This is a genomic window from Bacillus sp. CH30_1T (assembly GCF_008364765.1).
Lineage (GTDB): Bacteria > Bacillota > Bacilli > Bacillales > Bacillaceae_B > Rossellomorea.
On sequence record NZ_VTUY01000004.1, the window covers coordinates 302,274 to 319,440 of the forward strand.

General features: G+C 40.7%; 14 protein-coding genes, 1 riboswitch and 1 other annotated feature. All 14 genes read left to right on the forward strand.

The features are described 5' to 3' along the window. The first annotated feature begins 311 nt into the window (after positions 1 to 311). Entirely contained in the window at positions 312 to 2,198 is a 1,887-nt protein-coding gene (gene selB, locus F0342_RS09110) for a selenocysteine-specific translation elongation factor (RefSeq protein ID WP_149155641.1), read from the forward strand. A gap of 7 nt (positions 2,199 to 2,205) precedes the next feature. Continuing rightward, a complete protein-coding gene (locus F0342_RS09115; RefSeq protein ID WP_149155642.1) occupies positions 2,206 to 2,679 on the forward strand; it encodes an NUDIX domain-containing protein in 474 nt (157 codons plus the stop codon). Between the two features lie 78 nt (positions 2,680 to 2,757). After that, positions 2,758 to 3,315, forward strand: a complete 558-nt coding sequence (locus tag F0342_RS09120; protein WP_149155643.1) for a VanZ family protein — start codon at positions 2,758 to 2,760, stop codon at positions 3,313 to 3,315. Between the two features lie 146 nt (positions 3,316 to 3,461). After that, complete coding sequence (locus F0342_RS09125) at positions 3,462 to 4,184, forward strand: phospholipase D-like domain-containing protein (protein WP_149155644.1); 723 nt, start codon at positions 3,462 to 3,464, stop codon at positions 4,182 to 4,184. Then, positions 4,157 to 4,675 carry a phospholipase D-like domain-containing protein gene (locus F0342_RS09130; protein ID WP_188048459.1) on the forward strand — a complete coding sequence of 173 codons (519 nt, stop codon included), beginning with the start codon at positions 4,157 to 4,159 and terminating at the stop codon, positions 4,673 to 4,675. The genes F0342_RS09125 and F0342_RS09130 overlap by 28 nt, the downstream gene beginning before the upstream one ends. Before the next feature lie 101 nt (positions 4,676 to 4,776). Continuing rightward, complete coding sequence (locus tag F0342_RS24775) at positions 4,777 to 4,944, forward strand: hypothetical protein (protein WP_188048460.1); 168 nt, start codon at positions 4,777 to 4,779, stop codon at positions 4,942 to 4,944. Positions 4,945 to 5,207: 263 nt separating this feature from the next. Then, the gene (locus F0342_RS09135) at positions 5,208 to 5,864 is read left to right on the forward strand and encodes an HAD hydrolase-like protein (RefSeq protein ID WP_149155646.1); all 657 of its coding nucleotides are present in this window, start codon (positions 5,208 to 5,210) and stop codon (positions 5,862 to 5,864) included. 13 nt (positions 5,865 to 5,877) lie between these two features. Then, on the forward strand, positions 5,878 to 6,504 hold the full coding sequence (locus tag F0342_RS09140; RefSeq protein ID WP_149155647.1) for an NUDIX hydrolase: 627 nt from the start codon (positions 5,878 to 5,880) through the stop codon (positions 6,502 to 6,504). 96 nt (positions 6,505 to 6,600) lie between these two features. Then, entirely contained in the window at positions 6,601 to 7,227 is a 627-nt protein-coding gene (locus F0342_RS09145) for a metal-dependent hydrolase (protein ID WP_149155648.1), read from the forward strand. 66 nt (positions 7,228 to 7,293) lie between these two features. Beyond that, positions 7,294 to 7,536 (forward strand) — a binding site (T-box leader). 60 nt (positions 7,537 to 7,596) lie between these two features. Then, positions 7,597 to 8,595 (forward strand): tryptophan--tRNA ligase, encoded by a 999-nt coding sequence (locus F0342_RS09150; RefSeq protein ID WP_149155649.1) that lies wholly within the window; start codon positions 7,597 to 7,599, stop codon positions 8,593 to 8,595. A 123-nt stretch (positions 8,596 to 8,718) separates the two neighbouring features. Further along, positions 8,719 to 8,828: riboswitch (SAM riboswitch) on the forward strand. A 90-nt stretch (positions 8,829 to 8,918) separates the two neighbouring features. Then, positions 8,919 to 10,043 (forward strand): methionine biosynthesis PLP-dependent protein, encoded by a 1,125-nt coding sequence (locus F0342_RS09155; protein ID WP_149155650.1) that lies wholly within the window; start codon positions 8,919 to 8,921, stop codon positions 10,041 to 10,043. Continuing rightward, positions 10,036 to 11,220, forward strand: a complete 1,185-nt coding sequence (gene metC, locus F0342_RS09160; RefSeq protein WP_149155651.1) for a cystathionine beta-lyase — start codon at positions 10,036 to 10,038, stop codon at positions 11,218 to 11,220. The genes F0342_RS09155 and metC overlap by 8 nt, the downstream gene beginning before the upstream one ends. A 548-nt stretch (positions 11,221 to 11,768) precedes the next feature. Beyond that, a complete protein-coding gene (locus F0342_RS09165; protein WP_149155652.1) occupies positions 11,769 to 13,619 on the forward strand; it encodes a bifunctional homocysteine S-methyltransferase/methylenetetrahydrofolate reductase in 1,851 nt (616 codons plus the stop codon). Then, a complete protein-coding gene (metH, locus tag F0342_RS09170; protein ID WP_149155653.1) occupies positions 13,600 to 17,046 on the forward strand; it encodes a methionine synthase in 3,447 nt (1,148 codons plus the stop codon). Before F0342_RS09165 ends, metH begins: the two co-directional genes overlap by 20 nt. The last annotated feature ends 121 nt before the right edge of the window (positions 17,047 to 17,167 follow it).

Consider the following 17,167-nt stretch of genomic DNA (forward strand, 5'->3'; position numbering starts at 1 on the left):
ATGGAATAAGAGCCGTTATGTTGTGTATTTTGTATTTCAAAGTTTAGACCTAATGGAATGGTGAAGCAGGATTGTGATAAAGTAAAAGAAACGCAACTAAATTAAAGGGTAGCAGGTGAAGTAACATTCGAAACTCAAAAGGTATGATGATGTTTGATATAGCCATAACGCTATTTATATTGATATGGGTATTGAAATCCTTTTCAGATGGAGATGTATGGAAGGGGATCTTATTCACCATTTGTTTTGCCATAATGGGCGGCGTCCTATTTTTCCGGTTCAAAAAGAAACGATAGAAAGAAGGTGAGAGGATGGGGAAACAATATTATACGATTGGAATGGCCGGACATATTGATCATGGAAAAACCACTCTCACAAAGGCACTGACTTCTGTCGATACTGATCGATTAAAGGAGGAAAAGGAGCGCAACATCTCGATTGAACCCGGGTTTGCCCCATTATATCAAGATGAAGATATGGAAATTTCTGTAGTAGATGTGCCTGGTCATGAGCGGTTTATTCGCCAGATGATCGCAGGTGTGGCCGGCATCGATCTCGTTGTGTTAGTGGTAGCCGCAGACGAAGGTGTGATGCCGCAAACGAAGGAACACCTTGATATACTGGCGTTACTAGGAATCACTAAAGGCATTGTTGTGCTGACGAAAATATCGAAAGTTGAGGAAGAACTAAGGGATATGGCTCTTGAAGAAGTGATAGATGAGTTGAAGGGAACAGTGTTTGAAGGTGCCCATGTCTTGATGGCAGATAGTATATCAGGAGAGGGTGTCCAAGAGCTAAAACAGAAAGTCGTTAATGTATTAAAGAGCATGACTTCAAGAAGTATCAGAGGAGATTTTCGTCTGCCGATTGATCAAGTTTTTACTGTAAAGGGTCAGGGAGCAGTCGTAAGAGGGACTGTTTTTGAAGGAACCTTGGAAACTGGAGAGGGAATAACCATATTACCTCAAGGAATACATACGAAAGCGAAACAAATTCAAGCCCATCATATGAAAGAGAGTAGTGCTTATGCTGGTCAGCGTGCAGCGATAAATCTTTCTGGAGTGGATTACAAAGAATTGAGAAGAGGAAATGTACTCGTCACATCCACACATTTTACCGTGACCAACACGATTGATGTGTGTCTCGAAGTATTACATACAGTAAACCATCCTATAAAACAAAGAATGCCAGTTGTGGTTCATGTAGGAACTTCCGAAGTGATGGGGAGGCTCGTTTTTTTCGATCGAAATAAAGTCATTTCGGAAACCGACCCTATTCTATGTCAAATCCGGCTTAATGAATCGATTGTTGCCAAAAGAGGAGATCGTTTTATATTAAGAAGACCCTCTCCAATTGAAACTATCGGGGGAGGCTGGATTATTCAGCCGAATGGTGGGAAATACAAGTTCGGAAAGGAAACGATGGCCTTTCTTCAGTCTGAACGGCACGGTACACCTCAGGAAAGAGTTCTAAGGCTGGTTGAACAATACAAATGTGTGGATGAAGATTTCATCGTTAGAGAAGCATCCATAACTCATAAAGACCTGCATGATATGCTGCAGGTTGATGATGAATGGATTGTATTTTCACAATCAAAGGTTACGCATATGAAAATAGTGGATGAATGCGTGAAATCGATCGACCAGATTCTTCGAGGATTCCATGAGGAGTTTCCTTTATTACAAGGGATCAATATTGGTGAGTTGAAGCAATCTTTAAAAAGGTACACAGGAGCTTTAGTGGACTATGCGATTGAGCAAAAACATTGGAAGCGAAACAGTGGTTTTCTTTGCTTAGAGGAATTCATTCCTCATTTACCACCTGAATGGGAGAAACGATGCAATCAGCTCATTACCTTATTAGAGGCTGATGGTACACAAGTAAAAGACAAGGAAGAGTATTTTCATCAAGTAGGTATTCCTCTAAAATGGCAGACTGATTTTTATCACTTTTTTATCCAGGAAAAGAAAATCGTGCCATTGGATGATAAAAAATCCTATTCCTATCAAGTTTTTATGAAAGCTGTTGAAGAATTAAAAGAAAAAACCGGCGATTTATTCGATATAGCAGATGCCAAAGCCGCTCTAGGATTATCCAGAAAATACTTGATCCCCTTTTTAGAAAAGCTGGATAAGGATGGTCTGACTTTAAGGACCCAGGGGATTCGTAAATGGATTGGAAATAGTATAAAGGGATGAAGAATGAATGAAGGTAGAAACAGTGATGTATTCGTTAGTAATGATACAGCGTGGGGACAAAGTGCTGTTATTAAATAGGCCGGCGAAGAAAGAATATCCTGGTTACATTGCACCGGGAGGTAAAATTGACTTCCCCGAAAGTCCTGCAGCAGGTGCAATCCGAGAGGTAAGAGAAGAGACAGGTTTACAGGTAGAAAAATTAAGGTATAAAGGGTTAGATGAATACGTTGTACCAGAAAAGGGATTTCGATATATCGTGTATAATTACCTTGCCTATGAAACCACAGGTGAGCTCCTCGAAAACCCTCCTGAAGGTGAATTGGTTTGGGTCTCAAAGTCAGAAGCCTTAGATTTACCGATGCAGCATTTTTTTAAACGAAAATTCCCTTTGTTTTTCGAGACAGGGACTTTTGAAATCCACACCTCCTGGAATGGAATCGATAAAGAGACTGCTGAGGTGACGATTCGCCAATTGTCATAATGCTTCTCTTTCAAACAAATATCATCGTAAATAAACTAAAACATCGTTGTAGATTAGAGGAAAGTAGGAAAAAGAATCATGAAAGAATTATGGAGCGCATTTGGATGGGTTCTTCCAATTATTATGGTTGTGACGATTTCCCTTATCTTTGCGGTCTCCTTTTGGAAGAAAAGAAAGGGTAAGGGCAGATGGATGAATTTACTGCCTGTTCTGTTTACGTGTATAACGATTGGAGCGATCTGTTTAATCACCTTGACCCCTTTGACAGGTGGAAATGTTTCAGAGGGATCCGTGAATTTTGATCCATTTTCTAATTTGAAGTTGAATTTAATTTACCGGAATCATTTAGATGTGCCCATTCGAAACTTGATGGCCAATATATTATTGTTCATTCCATTAACCTTTTTTATTGCTTGGTGGATGAGGCGGTCGAAGCAGATTATTCTGATGGTTACATTTATCGGAGCACTTTTCTCCTTTGGAATTGAGTTTGCTCAATACTATCTTCCATTAGGAAGAGCAACCGATATTGATGATTGGATAATGAATACATTTGGTTCATTTATTGGTGGACTCCTTTTTGTGTTCGCACGCTTAATCTATAATCTATTGAGAATCAATAAGAAGATAAATTGAGAGTATTAACGTTATGTTAATGCTCTTTTTTTCGGTAAATACTATGAAGGAACAAAAGATGCCTGGAACTTAGATATATTTTGGATGGAAATGTATAGTCCTTCTCCTTAAACAAATGCTAACACATATAAAGGAGGTGAGTTCTCTTGCTGAAAATAGGATTTAAAGCAATCGTGATCACGGCTCCTTGTATCTCGATTTTGTTCTTCATCATGCACTGGGACGTGAAACAAGGTGTAAAAAACTATTCGAGAACTCACCCCATTACGGAAACCCTCTCTCATAAAGCTGCAATCAATGTCTACAATTCGGGGAAGGATTTATATGAAAAATTGTTTGAGGATATTAAAATAGCAAATGAGCTGGTTTGGATTCATTTTTTCATTATCAGGGACGATCAGATTTCCAACGAGTTTTTTGATTTGCTGATTGATAAGGCTAAGGAAGGGGTAGATGTTCGATTGTCTGTTGACTTCCTTGGTTCAGATATTAAGAAGGAAAGTATAAAGAGGATGGAAGAAGGAGGGATGAAGATTGTCAAAAGCAGGCCTCTATCCCCAAAGAACTTCTTTTATTCCCTTCATCATCGGAACCACCGCAGGCTCATTTCCATTGATCAAAGAATTGCCTATATTGGTGGCTTAAATATGGGTCATGAATATTTAGGGAAAGACCCTAAACTTGGGTACTGGAGGGACTATCAGATACGGTTGGAGGGTGAGGCAGGAATTGAGGTGGCCCAGCAGTTTAAAAGGGACTGGATCGAGGATGGGGCAGAAAGTATGGAAGCGTACACCTTTCTCTTCCTTCAAATGAAAATGAGGGGAGCAGCGTTCAATTCTTGTTCTCAACAGGAGACAGTATTGTAGATAAGACAGTAAACTGGATTAACAGTTCGGAAGAGAGTGTCACAATTACAACGCCATATTTTTTACCAAATGGGAAACTTATTTCAGCTTTAAAGAAAGCAGTGAAGCGTGGGGTAAAAGTGAAGATCCTTATTCCGAACGATACAGATGCTTGGTTCACAAAGCCGCCTAGTTACAGAATAGAGAAAACCTTGATAGAGAGCGGAGTGGACTTTTATTTATATGAAAAAGGATTTTTCCACGGTAAAGTGCTTGTCATTGATCATCAATGGGCAGATATAGGTACAGCCAATTGGGATTCACGGAGCTTCTACTTAAATGATGAAAGCAACTGCATCATTATCGATGTAAGAGTTGCTGCCGAACTAGAATCACTCATACTAAATGACATTAATGATAGTGAAAAATTGACCATTAAGGCTTTTAATGAACTCCCTGCCTGGCAAAAAGCGCTCCGTAAAACGCCTGAATGGGTGTATTATTATTTCTAAGAATCAATAATTTTTATTGAATAAGAAAATATGGTAAAGTGATTTCATATCCTATAAAGAATACACCTTACTGAAGAAAGGGATTGTCCATGAGCGAGCTCTTGTTTGTATCTTTGTTTATTCTTTCGTTATTGGCTTTTAAGTTTTTTAACGTGTTAAAGAAGAAACATGTATCAAAGTCTCACAAGTCTGTAGCAGTTAGTATCGTGATCTTTTCTGTTATCGGTATGATGTTGACGGTCCTCTTTTATCTTCCAAATGCATCTTAGAAAGCAACCTCTATAAACTGATTTAAGGAATAATCACACGAGAGAAGCGTTCTCGTGTGTTTTTTGTTAATAAAAGAATTGGTGCTTACTAAATGGACAGCTATAATCAGTAAGGAGTTGTTCGTCTTTGTAATAAACGTATCTGCTTTCTTTCGGCCGTGAATTTGATATGATAAGAGAAGGTTTGTTTCATGTAAGTAAGATTGTGACTTAAGCATAAATGTCGAACATAAATGTACGAAAGGCAATAAAGGAGAATATAGATGAAAGCTGCAATAATTTTTGACATGGATGGAACGTTATTTCAAACGGATCGTATTCTTGAAGCTTCACTTCATGATACCTTTCAACGACTAAGAGATGAAGGAATGTGGAAAGCTGATACACCTCTTGTTGTATACAGAGAAATAATGGGTGTCCCTCTCTCTGTTGTGTGGAAATCACTTTTACCTCATCATCCCTTACATGTACATGGTAAAGTGAATGATGTATTTCATGAAAAACTGATTGATAATATTCAGAAAGGAAATGGAGCCCTCTATCCACATACGGTGGAACTATTAACTTATTTATCAGGGAGAGGGTTTCCGATCTTTGTGGCAAGCAATGGATATCCTCAGTATTTAAAGACGATCGTGGAGTACTTTCGTTTGGATCAATGGATCTTGGACTGCTACAGCATTCAGGAAATACATTCAGATGACAAAGGGGAGTTGATTCGAAAAATCAAGGAAGATCATAATCTGACACATGGGATTGTGATTGCAGATAGATTGTCTGACTTTAAAGGAGCAGAGGCAAATCACTTTCTTTCGATAGGTTGTGCTTTTGATTTTTCTCAGGAAAAAGAATTAAGTGAAGCGGATATTGTGGTTGAAGATCTCTTGGAGGTTAAAGAATATCTGGAGGAAATGAAATAAAGGAGGGATCCGGGTGGAGGATGAACAACTAGCCGTATTTGATGAATACGGTAATAGAATTGGAATAGCCAGTCGTTCCGAGGTGCATAAAAAGGGATATTGGCATGAAACCTTTCATTGCTGGCTTGCGCATATTAATGAAAGTAGTGGAGAGACCAATATTTATTTCCAACTGAGAAGTGATAAGAAAAAGGATTTCCCCCGCTTACTTGATGTTACGGCCGCTGGACATATCTTGTCACAGGAGAATATTGAAGACGGTGTGAGAGAAGTTCATGAAGAGCTTGGACTTCCTATCACGATAAATGAACTGCGATCATTAGGAATTGTAAAAGGTCAGTTAATTCAACGGGGTATGATCGATCGGGAACTGACTCACGTATTCCTTTATTCCAAGCCGGTTGCATATGACGAGTTTCAACTTCAGTTAGAAGAAGTGTCCGGTATTTTCCATTCAAGTATACAAGACTTTAAAGCGCTCCTTCAACAAACGAAAGAGGAAATCGACGTAGAAGGATTTCTTGTTACTGGTACAGGGGAAAAGGACTTCATTAAGCAAAGGGTGAGTTACCATCACTTTGTTCCACATGAAAGGTCCTACCTTCTTGAAATTATTGAGCGCATATCGGCTCATCTTTAGAAATTAATTCGTCCTTCCCATAGTCAATGTGGATAATAAAGGCTATTATAGTAATCTAGTACATACATAATGTGAAAAGAGAGTAGGAGGACACACTTGAACGGCACAGCACATATGGCAATTGGAGCAGCAACAGGATTTATTGTGGCCAACTCATTTGGATCTGGTCCTGACATAACGGCCGCACTTGTGGCAATAGGCGGAATATCCGGACTCATGCCTGATATGGATATTGACGGAAAGCTTAGTAACAAGGTTACTATTTCACCTAAAATGATCAGAGCAGTGGCACCAATCATTGGGTTTCTAATGATGGTATACAGCTATCTGGAAGGAATCGGAAAAGAACGATGGCTTGGTATTGGATATGGTGCAGGAATGATGATTCTCGCAAGTTTCATTACCCAGAGAAGAATGCTGATGATTACGGGCATCGGTGTGACAGCATGCGGTTGGCAGTTGAATGAAACATGGTTATGGTTGTTAGGTATTTATATTTTCATTGCCTCATTCGTTTCACATCGAAGTTATACTCACTCTGTACTTGGAATTGTGTATTATGGCATGATTGCTCATTATCTAGAGTCATCTTTAATGATTGATGGGGTATTTGAAGCATGTGTAATTGGATATGCCAGTCACCTGATCGCGGATATGAAATTTCTTCCTTTCAATAAGAGAGGCGTAAAGCTTTTCCTTCCCCTTTCATCCAAAGAAATTTAAAATGTGTTTACACCCACTTGACCATTATTTCCCGATACATTAAAATAATGGAAACATATTAAATAGTTAAATGCGATGAGGAAGAAGAGTAGACGAACGAAACATTTCAGAGAGCTGATGGCTGGTGAGAATCAGTATGGTGAAATCGTTGAATGGGCTTTTGAGCATCCAGGCTGAAATTAAGTAGGTTATGGCGGAAGGTCTCACCGATAAAAGAGACGATGTATCGAAGGCGACTTCTGTACAGATGAGTGCGTTTACTAAAGTGTAAGCGAATAAAGGTGGCACCACGGGTTTCCCGTCCTTTTTTAGAGGATGGGAAGCCCTTTTTGTGTTTATATTTATTATTTTTCAGCGGAGGGAATTGTTATGAAAAAACAAGTTCTGACTGGTATTAAACCAACAGGCCGTATTCATTTGGGGAATTATATTGGTGCAATCAAACCGGCATTACAATTGGCAGAGAACCAATCCTACAACACAGCTTATTTTGTAGCGGATTATCATGGTTTAACGAAAATAAATGATCATAATGAAATGAAACAATTATCTTATGGAGTAGCAGCAGCTTGGTTAGCATTAGGCTTGGATCATGAGAGAGCGGTCTTTTACCGTCAATCCGATGTACCTGAAATCTTTGAATTGAGCTGGATCCTGTCTTGTTTTGCACCTAAAGGATTAATGAACAGGGCCCATGCATATAAATCATTGGTCGAAGAAAATGAAAAAAGCGGCAAAGATGTAGATGCTGGAGTCAACATGGGATTATTCACTTATCCAATTTTAATGGCAGCTGATATTTTACTCTTTCAAACCGAGATGGTCCCTGTTGGAAAAGATCAGATACAACATGTTGAAATCGCCCGTGACATAGCTGAAAGCTTTAACAAACAATATGGAGAACTATTTGTCATCCCTGAATATGTCATTCAAGAAGAAACGGCCGTACTCCCGGGACTCGACGGACGTAAGATGAGTAAAAGCTATAACAACACCATTCCATTATTTGAAGAACCAAAAAAGCTTCAAAAATTAATCAATAAAATCAAAACAGATTCTACACCCCCTGAAGAGCCTAAGGATCCTGACTCCTCCATCATTTTTACGCTATATAATGAATTTGCAACCTCCGATCAAGTTGAAGAAATGAGAAGGAGATTTCAAGAAGGAATAGGGTGGGGAGAAGCGAAAAAAGAGCTATTCCAAGTAATGAATTCTTTTATCGAAGAACCAAGATCGAAATATGAAGAACTGATGGCGAGTCCCCATTTGCTGGATGCAATCTTACAAAATGGAGCAAATGAAGCACGGGAAAAAACAATTCCATTCATGAAAGAGATTAAAAGGAAAATAGGAATTTATCATTGAAATAGAACAAGGTAGTAAAGCGCAATAGTCATTTTGTTTTTCAGATAATTCATAATTCTCATTGACATTTCTTCTTCTTTGTTATAAGTTATGGGAAAGTTATTTTTCACAAAATCATATAGTTTCTTATCAAGAGAGGTAGAGGGACTGGCCCGAAGACACCTCAGCAACCAGCCAAAGTTATAGGTATGGTGCTAATTCCAGCAAGTTGATGTCAACTTGGACGATAAGAGGGAGAACGAACGTATAAAACCTTCTTATTTTCATTAAGAAGGTTTTTTGTTTTTTCCCTTTTCGTATTCAAGATAGAAAAGGAGAGAAGAATGTTGAAAAAACATATTGATACAATGCTTGTCCAGGCAGGAAATCGGAAAGATCCTGCAACGGGTGCTGTCAGCCTGCCCATCCATTTATCGACTGCCTATGAACATAAGGGGATTGGGCAATCGACAGGCTATGATTACACAAGAACAGGAAATCCAACCCGTGCCACCTTAGAAGACACTCTCACTCAATTGGAGGAAGGGCACAGAGGGTTTGCCTTCAGCTCGGGGATGGCAGCGATTCAGGCAATCCTTAGCTTATTTTCCAGCGGGGATGAATTGATTGTTTCGAAAGACCTATACGGCGGGAGCTACCGTTTATTCGTGCAATATGAAGCACAATATAGCATCAAATTTCATTTCGTCGATACCAGTGATGCCGGCTCCATAGAAGAACAAATTTCTAAGAGAACAAAGGCCATTTTTCTTGAAACGCCAACCAATCCAATAATGAATGAAGCAAGTATTTCTGAGGTTGCTGGACTCGCTAAGCGTAACGGATTGCTTTTAATTGTAGATAATACCTTCTACACACCTATTCTGCAGAAGCCACTTACTGAAGGAGCAGACATTGTTATTCACAGCGCTACGAAATACTTAGGGGGACATAATGACGTGCTGGCAGGTGTTGTGATCGTAAACACAGAGGAGTTGGCGGAAAAGATCTACACCATTCAAAATTCAATCGGTGCGGTTCTCGCCCCTTTTGATTGTTGGCTCTTATTAAGAGGGATGAAAACCCTAAGTCTCAGAATGGCTCAGCACGAAAAAAATGCAAGAGAATTAGCGGAGTATCTTGATGCGCATGAATGTGTAACAGATGTTTTATATCCGGGAAAAGGCGGCATGCTTTCCTTTCGTATAGCAAAGGAAGAATGGGTTGCTCCCTTTCTCCAATACTTAAAAATTATTACGTTTGCTGAAAGTTTAGGAGGGGTCGAAAGTTTTATCACCTATCCCGCTACTCAAACGCATGCAGATATTCCTGAAGAAAAACGAAATAAGTTGGGTATCTGCAACAGACTCCTGCGGTTTTCTGTAGGAATTGAATTTATTGATGACCTGATTGAAGACCTGGAGAATGTTTTTCAACAATTGGAAAAAGAGGTGCTTACGTATGAGTAAAAAACCATTTTCACTTCAGACGTCACTCATTCATTCTCACGGAGTTGATAAAGAAACAGGAGCGGTCTCTACGCCGATTCATCATGCTACAACCTTTCATCAACAGGATTTTGATCAGTATGGCACATATGACTACAGCCGTTCAGGGAATCCGACGAGGGAAACAGTAGAAGAAACGATTGCTGAATTAGAAGACGGGGTAAGGGGCTTTGCCTTTTCATCTGGAATGGCGGCAATCTCAACAAGCTTCTTATTATTGTCGAGTGGAGATCATGTTCTCGTTTCAGAAGAAGTATACGGTGGGACATACAGAATGATCACCGAGGTCCTCACTAAGTTTGGAATTGAATATTCATTTGTGAACATGAAGGATCTACATGAAGTGGCTTGTTCAATCAAGCATAATACGAAAGTGATTTATATGGAGACACCATCCAATCCGCTTCTGAATATCACCGATATTGAAGGAGTCGTAAAGCTTGCCAAGGCAAATGGATGTCTAACGTTTCTTGATAATACATTCATGACTCCCCTGCTGCAAAGACCGATCAGTCTAGGTGTGGATGTTGTTCTACACAGTGCCACAAAGTTTCTTGCCGGACATAGTGATGTCTTGGCAGGTCTTGCCGTAACGGGAAATGATGAGATTGCCAGGCAACTTGCTTTCTTGCAGAATTCGTTTGGTTCTGTCCTCGGTGTTCAGGATTGCTGGCTGCTTTTAAGAGGACTGAAAACACTGCATGTACGATTGAAGGAATCATCAGAATCAGCGTATAAGATTGCGACCTTCTTAGAAAAGAGAAAGGAAGTAGAAGAAGTGTATTACCCAGGATTGAGCTATCATCCCGGTCGTGAAATTCAAGTTCGACAAGCAGAGGGTCCTGGAGCGGTTCTTTCCTTCCGGTTAAAAGGGGCAGAGGAAGTGAAGCAACTCATACAAAATGTAAACATTCCCGTATTCGCCGTCAGTTTAGGAGCTGTCGAATCAATTCTATCCTATCCATCAAGGATGTCACATGCTTCTATGCCAAAAGCAGAACGGGAAAGAAGAGGTATTACAGATGGTTTATTACGGTTATCAGTAGGACTTGAAAACGTGGATGAATTAATTATCGATCTTCAAAAAGGTTTAGATAGTATACAAAAGATCAATCGAAAAAACGTGATAAATTTATAAAGGCTGTTTGCGTAAACTTTGTTGCTTTTAAAGGAGAGTGGTGGTTGATTTCCGCTCCAGGTGCTCGCTTTCCGCGGGGCGTGAGTTGAGCCTCCTCGGGCTTGCCCTGCGGGGTCTCAACTTTCCCGCTATTCCCGCAGGAGTCGAGCACCTACAGCGAGAATCAATTTTCAAAGCGTGAGTTTCTGAAAATAGATAAATATAAATACATGCACGTTTTAACTTTAACAGCCTGCTTTTTTCGAAGTGTTGAGCGATTGATATTAGCTATAGCAGATATCCTTTTCTGTCGAATGCTTTTTGTCACTTTTGAGCTCTGTCATGCAAATTTTGTTTAGATGGTGAGGGGAACTGCGTAGACTCCTGCGGAAGAACGGGCGTGCCGAGACCCCGTACGGCTAAGCTGAGGAGGCTCGGCCGTACGCTAGCTGCAAGCGGAGCAGTTCCCTTCACCATCCAGCACACACCGGTTGACAGAGCCTAGGCAGACAAATTGTTCAAAACAACAATCTTTACGAAAAGAGCCTATATAAAAAGGAGGGAATGTCATGAAGCCGTTGCTGGAAGCACTGAAAGAGAGAATCTTAATTGCAGATGGGGCCATTGGAACGTTGTTGTATTCATATGGAGTGGACAGATGCTTTGAAGAACTGAATCTTTCTCACCCAAATGAAGTGTTGAAAGTCCATAAAGAGTATATTGATGCAGGAGCAGATATCATTCAGACGAATACGTATGGAGCCAATTATCAAAAGCTTTCCAGATACGGGTTGGAGGATTCGGTTAAGGAAATAAATACAGCTGCAGTGCGTCTAGCAAGAAAAGCCGCGGGTGAAAACACCTATATTCTTGGCACCATCGGTGGAATCAGGGGCATTAAACAAAATGTGTCGCTGGAAGAAATCAAAAGAAGCTTTCGGGAACAGCTATACTGTTTATTATTAGAGGGTGTAGATGGCATTCTGCTTGAAACCTATTATGATTTCGAAGAATTAACCACTGTATTAAACATTACTAAACGTGAAGCAGACATTCCTGTCATAGCTCAAGTTTCTCTACATGAAACGGGAGTTCTTCAAAATGGAATGGAGATAAAAGATGCTCTTCAACAATTAGAATTATTGGGGGCAGATGTTGTCGGCATCAATTGCCGCATGGGGCCATTTCATATGGTGAACTCATTAGAGGTAGTTCCATTACCTAAAAGGGCATTTCTATCCGTCTATCCCAATGCCAGTCTGCCAAACTATGAAGAAGGTCGATTCTATTACTCTGCTGAGCCTGATTACTTTGGAGATATAAGCAACGAATTACGACTGCAAGGTGCAAGAATCATTGGGGGATGCTGTGGAACTACACCTGATCACATCCGTTCTGTAGCAAGCAGGTTAAAAAGCCGGGAGCCTGTGAAAGAAAAAGTGGTGAAAGCAAAAAAGGTAGTTCAGTTATCGTCACCTTCTATCAGGGGAAACTTGCTGCATGAACAAGTAAGGGAAAAGAAATCGATCATTGTTGAACTCGATCCACCTAAGCATCTCGACACGAAGTTGTTCTTCCAAGGGGCTGAAGCATTAAAGGAAGTTGGAATTGACGCACTCACGCTTGCAGACAATCCGTTAGCATCGCCTCGTATTAGTAATGACGCCATTGGCAGCCTGGTCAAGTCCAAATTTGATCTTACGCCTTTAGTTCACATCACTTGTCGGGATCGAAACCTGATTGGACTTCAATCCCATTTAATGGGGTTACACACGTTAGGAATACACAATATATTAGCCATTACGGGAGATCCGGCCAAGATTGGAGATTTTCCTGGGGCAGCATCCGTTTATGATTTATCTTCACTTGAACTCATTGAATTGATTAAACAGAACAATGAGGGGATATCCTTCTCAGGTAAATCACTCCGGGAATGTACTCAATTTTCAGTTGGTGCAGCCTTTAATCCAAATTTCCGTCATTTAGACGCTTCTGTAAAAAGGCTTGAAAAGAAAAAGAAAGCAGGAGCCGACTATTTCATTTCTCAACCGATCTTTGGGAAAGAACAGCTGATTCAAGTACATGAAGCTACGAAGTATTTAGATGTTCCGATCTTTATCGGAATCATGCCATTAATCAGCCCAAGAAATGCAGAGTTTCTCCATCATGAAGTACCGGGAATCAATGTTCCAGAAGAAACAAGACAAAGAATGAAGGAAGCGGGAAGTGATCCCGTAGTTGCAAGAACAGTTGGAATGGAGATAGCAAAAGACTTACTTGACACAGCAATAGATCTTTTTAATGGGATATATCTTATCACGCCTTTTGTCAGATACGATATGAGCATTGAACTGATTCATCATATACAAGCGAAAACTAACACAGAAAGAGAGGTTCCCTATGGCCATCACTTTGTTTGAAGAACAGCTTAGGAAAAAAATACTCGTACTCGATGGAGCAATGGGAACGATGCTTCAACAAGCGAATTTATCCCCGGAGGATTTTGGAGGAGAGGAGCTTGATGGATGTAATGAAAATCTGGTTCTAACAGCACCGGAGGTAATCTATAAGATTCATCTGGAATATTTGAAAGCCGGAGCTGATGTGATTGAAACGAATACATTTGGTGCAACTCCCATCGTACTGGACGAGTATGATATAGGTTCTAAAGCATACGAAATCAATAAAGTAGCGGCTGAAATCGCCAAAAAAGCAGTTAAAGATGTTTCAACTCCCGAGTGGCCCAGATTTGTTGCAGGATCTCTAGGTCCCACTACCAAAACCTTATCTGTTACAGGAGGAGTAAGCTTCGATGCGTTAGTAGAAAACTATCGTGTTCAAGCGGAAGGTCTTCTCGATGGAGGAGTTGATGTATTGCTGCTTGAAACGAGTCAGGATGCTTTAAATGTAAAAGCAGCAAATCTCGGAATTCGAACTGCTTTTGAATCCAGAAGAAAAGAGATCCCCATTTTGTTATCCGGAACCATTGAGCCTATGGGCACTACACTCGCCGGGCAAACAATCGAAGCATTTTATTTATCCCTTGAACATTTAAACCCTTTGGTAGTTGGTCTAAATTGCGCAACCGGACCTGAATTTATGCGCGATCATATTCGTACCTTATCAAGTCTGGCCACTACCTATGTAAGCTGTTACCCAAATGCAGGACTTCCTGATGAAGAGGGAAATTACAATGAGACCGCTGATTCACTCAGTGTAAAGATGAGAGGTTTTGCTGAGAAAGGATGGCTGAATCTGGTTGGAGGGTGCTGTGGAACGACACCGGAGCATATTCGTGCCCTTTCAGAAGTGGTGAAGGGCTTACCTCCTCGTAAACCCAATGAGTCTCACCCTCATGCAGTGTCAGGAATTGAAGCGTTCGTCTATGAGGATACAGACAGTAGACCGATCCTGGTCGGAGAACGGACGAATGTCATCGGTTCGCGTAAATTCAAACGATTGATTGCAGAGAATAAAATAGAAGAAGCTTCAGAGATTGCGAGAGCACAAGTGAAAAATGGAGCTCAGGTAATCGATATCTGCCTTGCAGATCCCGATCGTGAAGAAGTAGATGATATGAATGTCTTTATCCAAGAAGTGGTGAAAAAAGTAAAGGTTCCACTTGTCATTGATTCAACGGATGAGAAAGTGCTTGAGACCGCCTTGAAATATTCTCAAGGGAAAGTGATTATAAACTCTATTAATCTCGAAGACGGAGAAGAGCGGTTTGAGAAGATAACAAAGCTTATGAAGGAATTCGGAGCGGCGGTTGTGGTAGGAACGATTGATGAAAAAGGAATGGGAGTGTCTGTAAAGCGTAAGGTAGACATTGCCATCCGCTCACATAAACTGTTAACAGAGAAATATGGGATAGCTTCAGAAGACATCATTTTTGACCCTCTCGTTTTCCCTGTGGGAACAGGGGATCAGCAATATATAGGATCAGCCAATGCAACCGTTGAAGGGATAAGACAGATTAAGGAAGCCTTACCTGAATGCCCTCATATCTTAGGGGTTAGTAACGTTTCTTTTGGACTGCCTCCTGTCGGAAGGGAAGTCCTAAATGCGGTATATCTTTACCACTGTACCAAAGCGGGGCTGGATTACGCCATAGTCAATACGGAAAAATTAGAGCGTTTTGCGTCTATTCCTGAAGAAGAAGTTCGAATGGCGGAGAAACTCTTATTTGAGACGACTGATGAAACACTGGCTGAATTTACAGCGTTTTATAGGGGGAAAAAGAAAGAAGTAAAGGTACCAGTCAACACTATGAATCTAGAGGAAAGACTGGCTCATTATGTGGTAGAAGGGACGAAGGAAGGACTGATTGCCGATTTAAATAAAGCCTTGGAAAAATATGACGCTCCCCTTGAAATCATCAATGGCCCCCTTATGGCTGGAATGAGTGAAGTCGGAAGGTTATTTAATGATAACCAGCTGATTGTAGCGGAAGTATTACAGAGTGCAGAAGTCATGAAAGCATCCGTTGCTCATTTGGAACCACATATGGAACAAACGGAAAGTTCATCTTCGAAAGGCAAAGTGATCTTAGCTACGGTTAAGGGGGATGTTCATGATATTGGTAAGAATCTCGTAGATATAATCCTCAGTAATAACGGATATAAAGTAATTGATTTAGGCATTAAAGTAACACCTCAGGAATTAATCGAAGTCATACGGGAAGAGAAGCCCGATATCGTAGGTTTGTCCGGGCTCCTTGTGAAGTCTGCCCAACAAATGGTCATTACTGCTCAAGATTTGAAACAGTCTGATATATCAGTTCCTCTTGTAGTAGGAGGTGCGGCCCTCACCCGAAAATTCACTACAAATAAAATTGGCCGGGAATACGATGGGCTGGTTCTTTATGCGAAGGATGCAATGGATGGCCTTGGCATCATGAATGGGATTCAACATGAAGAAACGAGGCTGCAGCTGGAAGAAGAGAGTCGTGTAAAGTTAAGTAAGGTCGTTTCGGCTGAAGACTCGCCGAATCTAAATACATCTTCTGTTGCGGTGAAAGTACGTTCTACTGTTGCGAAAGATGTAAAAGTTCATGTCCCTTCTGACTTGATTCCGCACACCATTAAAGAATTTTCACTTGATCAAATTCATCCCTACATTAATCAGCAAATGCTGCTTGGGCATCATTTAGGGATCAAAGGGAAAATTTCAAGATTACTGGAAGAAGGAGACGAACGAACGGTCGGCCTTAAAGCAGTGACGGATGATTTATTCCAAAAAGCAAAAAGGGAAGGGATGATTCAAGCATCTGCACGATATCAATTTTTTCCTTCTCAATCAGATGGTGATGATGTTGTTATATATCACCCGGAGGATTCTTCCACAGAGATAGAACGATTTCATTTTCCAAGACAAGCTGGAAATCAGCATTTATGTTTAGCAGATTACTTGCGGCCTGTAGAAAGTGGAGAAATGGATTATGTAGGTTTCTTTGCCGTAACGGCCGGTGTGAAAATCAGACAGTGGGCAAGAGAGATGAAAGAAGAAGGCAGATTCCTTGAAAGTCACGCCCTGCAGGCTCTTGCCTTAGAAACAGCAGAAGGACTGGCTGAAAGAGTGCATGAAATGATGAGAAGCAGGTGGGGGTTCCCTGATCCAGTTGATTTTACGATGCAGGACCGGTTCCGAACTCATTATCAAGGACAGCGTTTTTCATTTGGGTATCCCGCCTGTCCCGAACTTGAAGATCAGAAGAAGCTGTTTAAGCTTATTCAACCAGAAAGAATCGGAATCCAATTAACAGACGGATGTATGATGGAACCGGAAGCATCGGTGACAGCGATGGTCTTCGCTCATCCGGAAGCAAGATATTTTAATGTATTATAAATACCATACTAAAAAGGCAACTCCCCAAAGTGGAGTTGCCTTTTTGCTTTTGTGGCGAAAGTTTAGCAGTTTATTCTTATTGATTTTTGGGCAAGACCGACAGAGGTCCACTAATTCAATA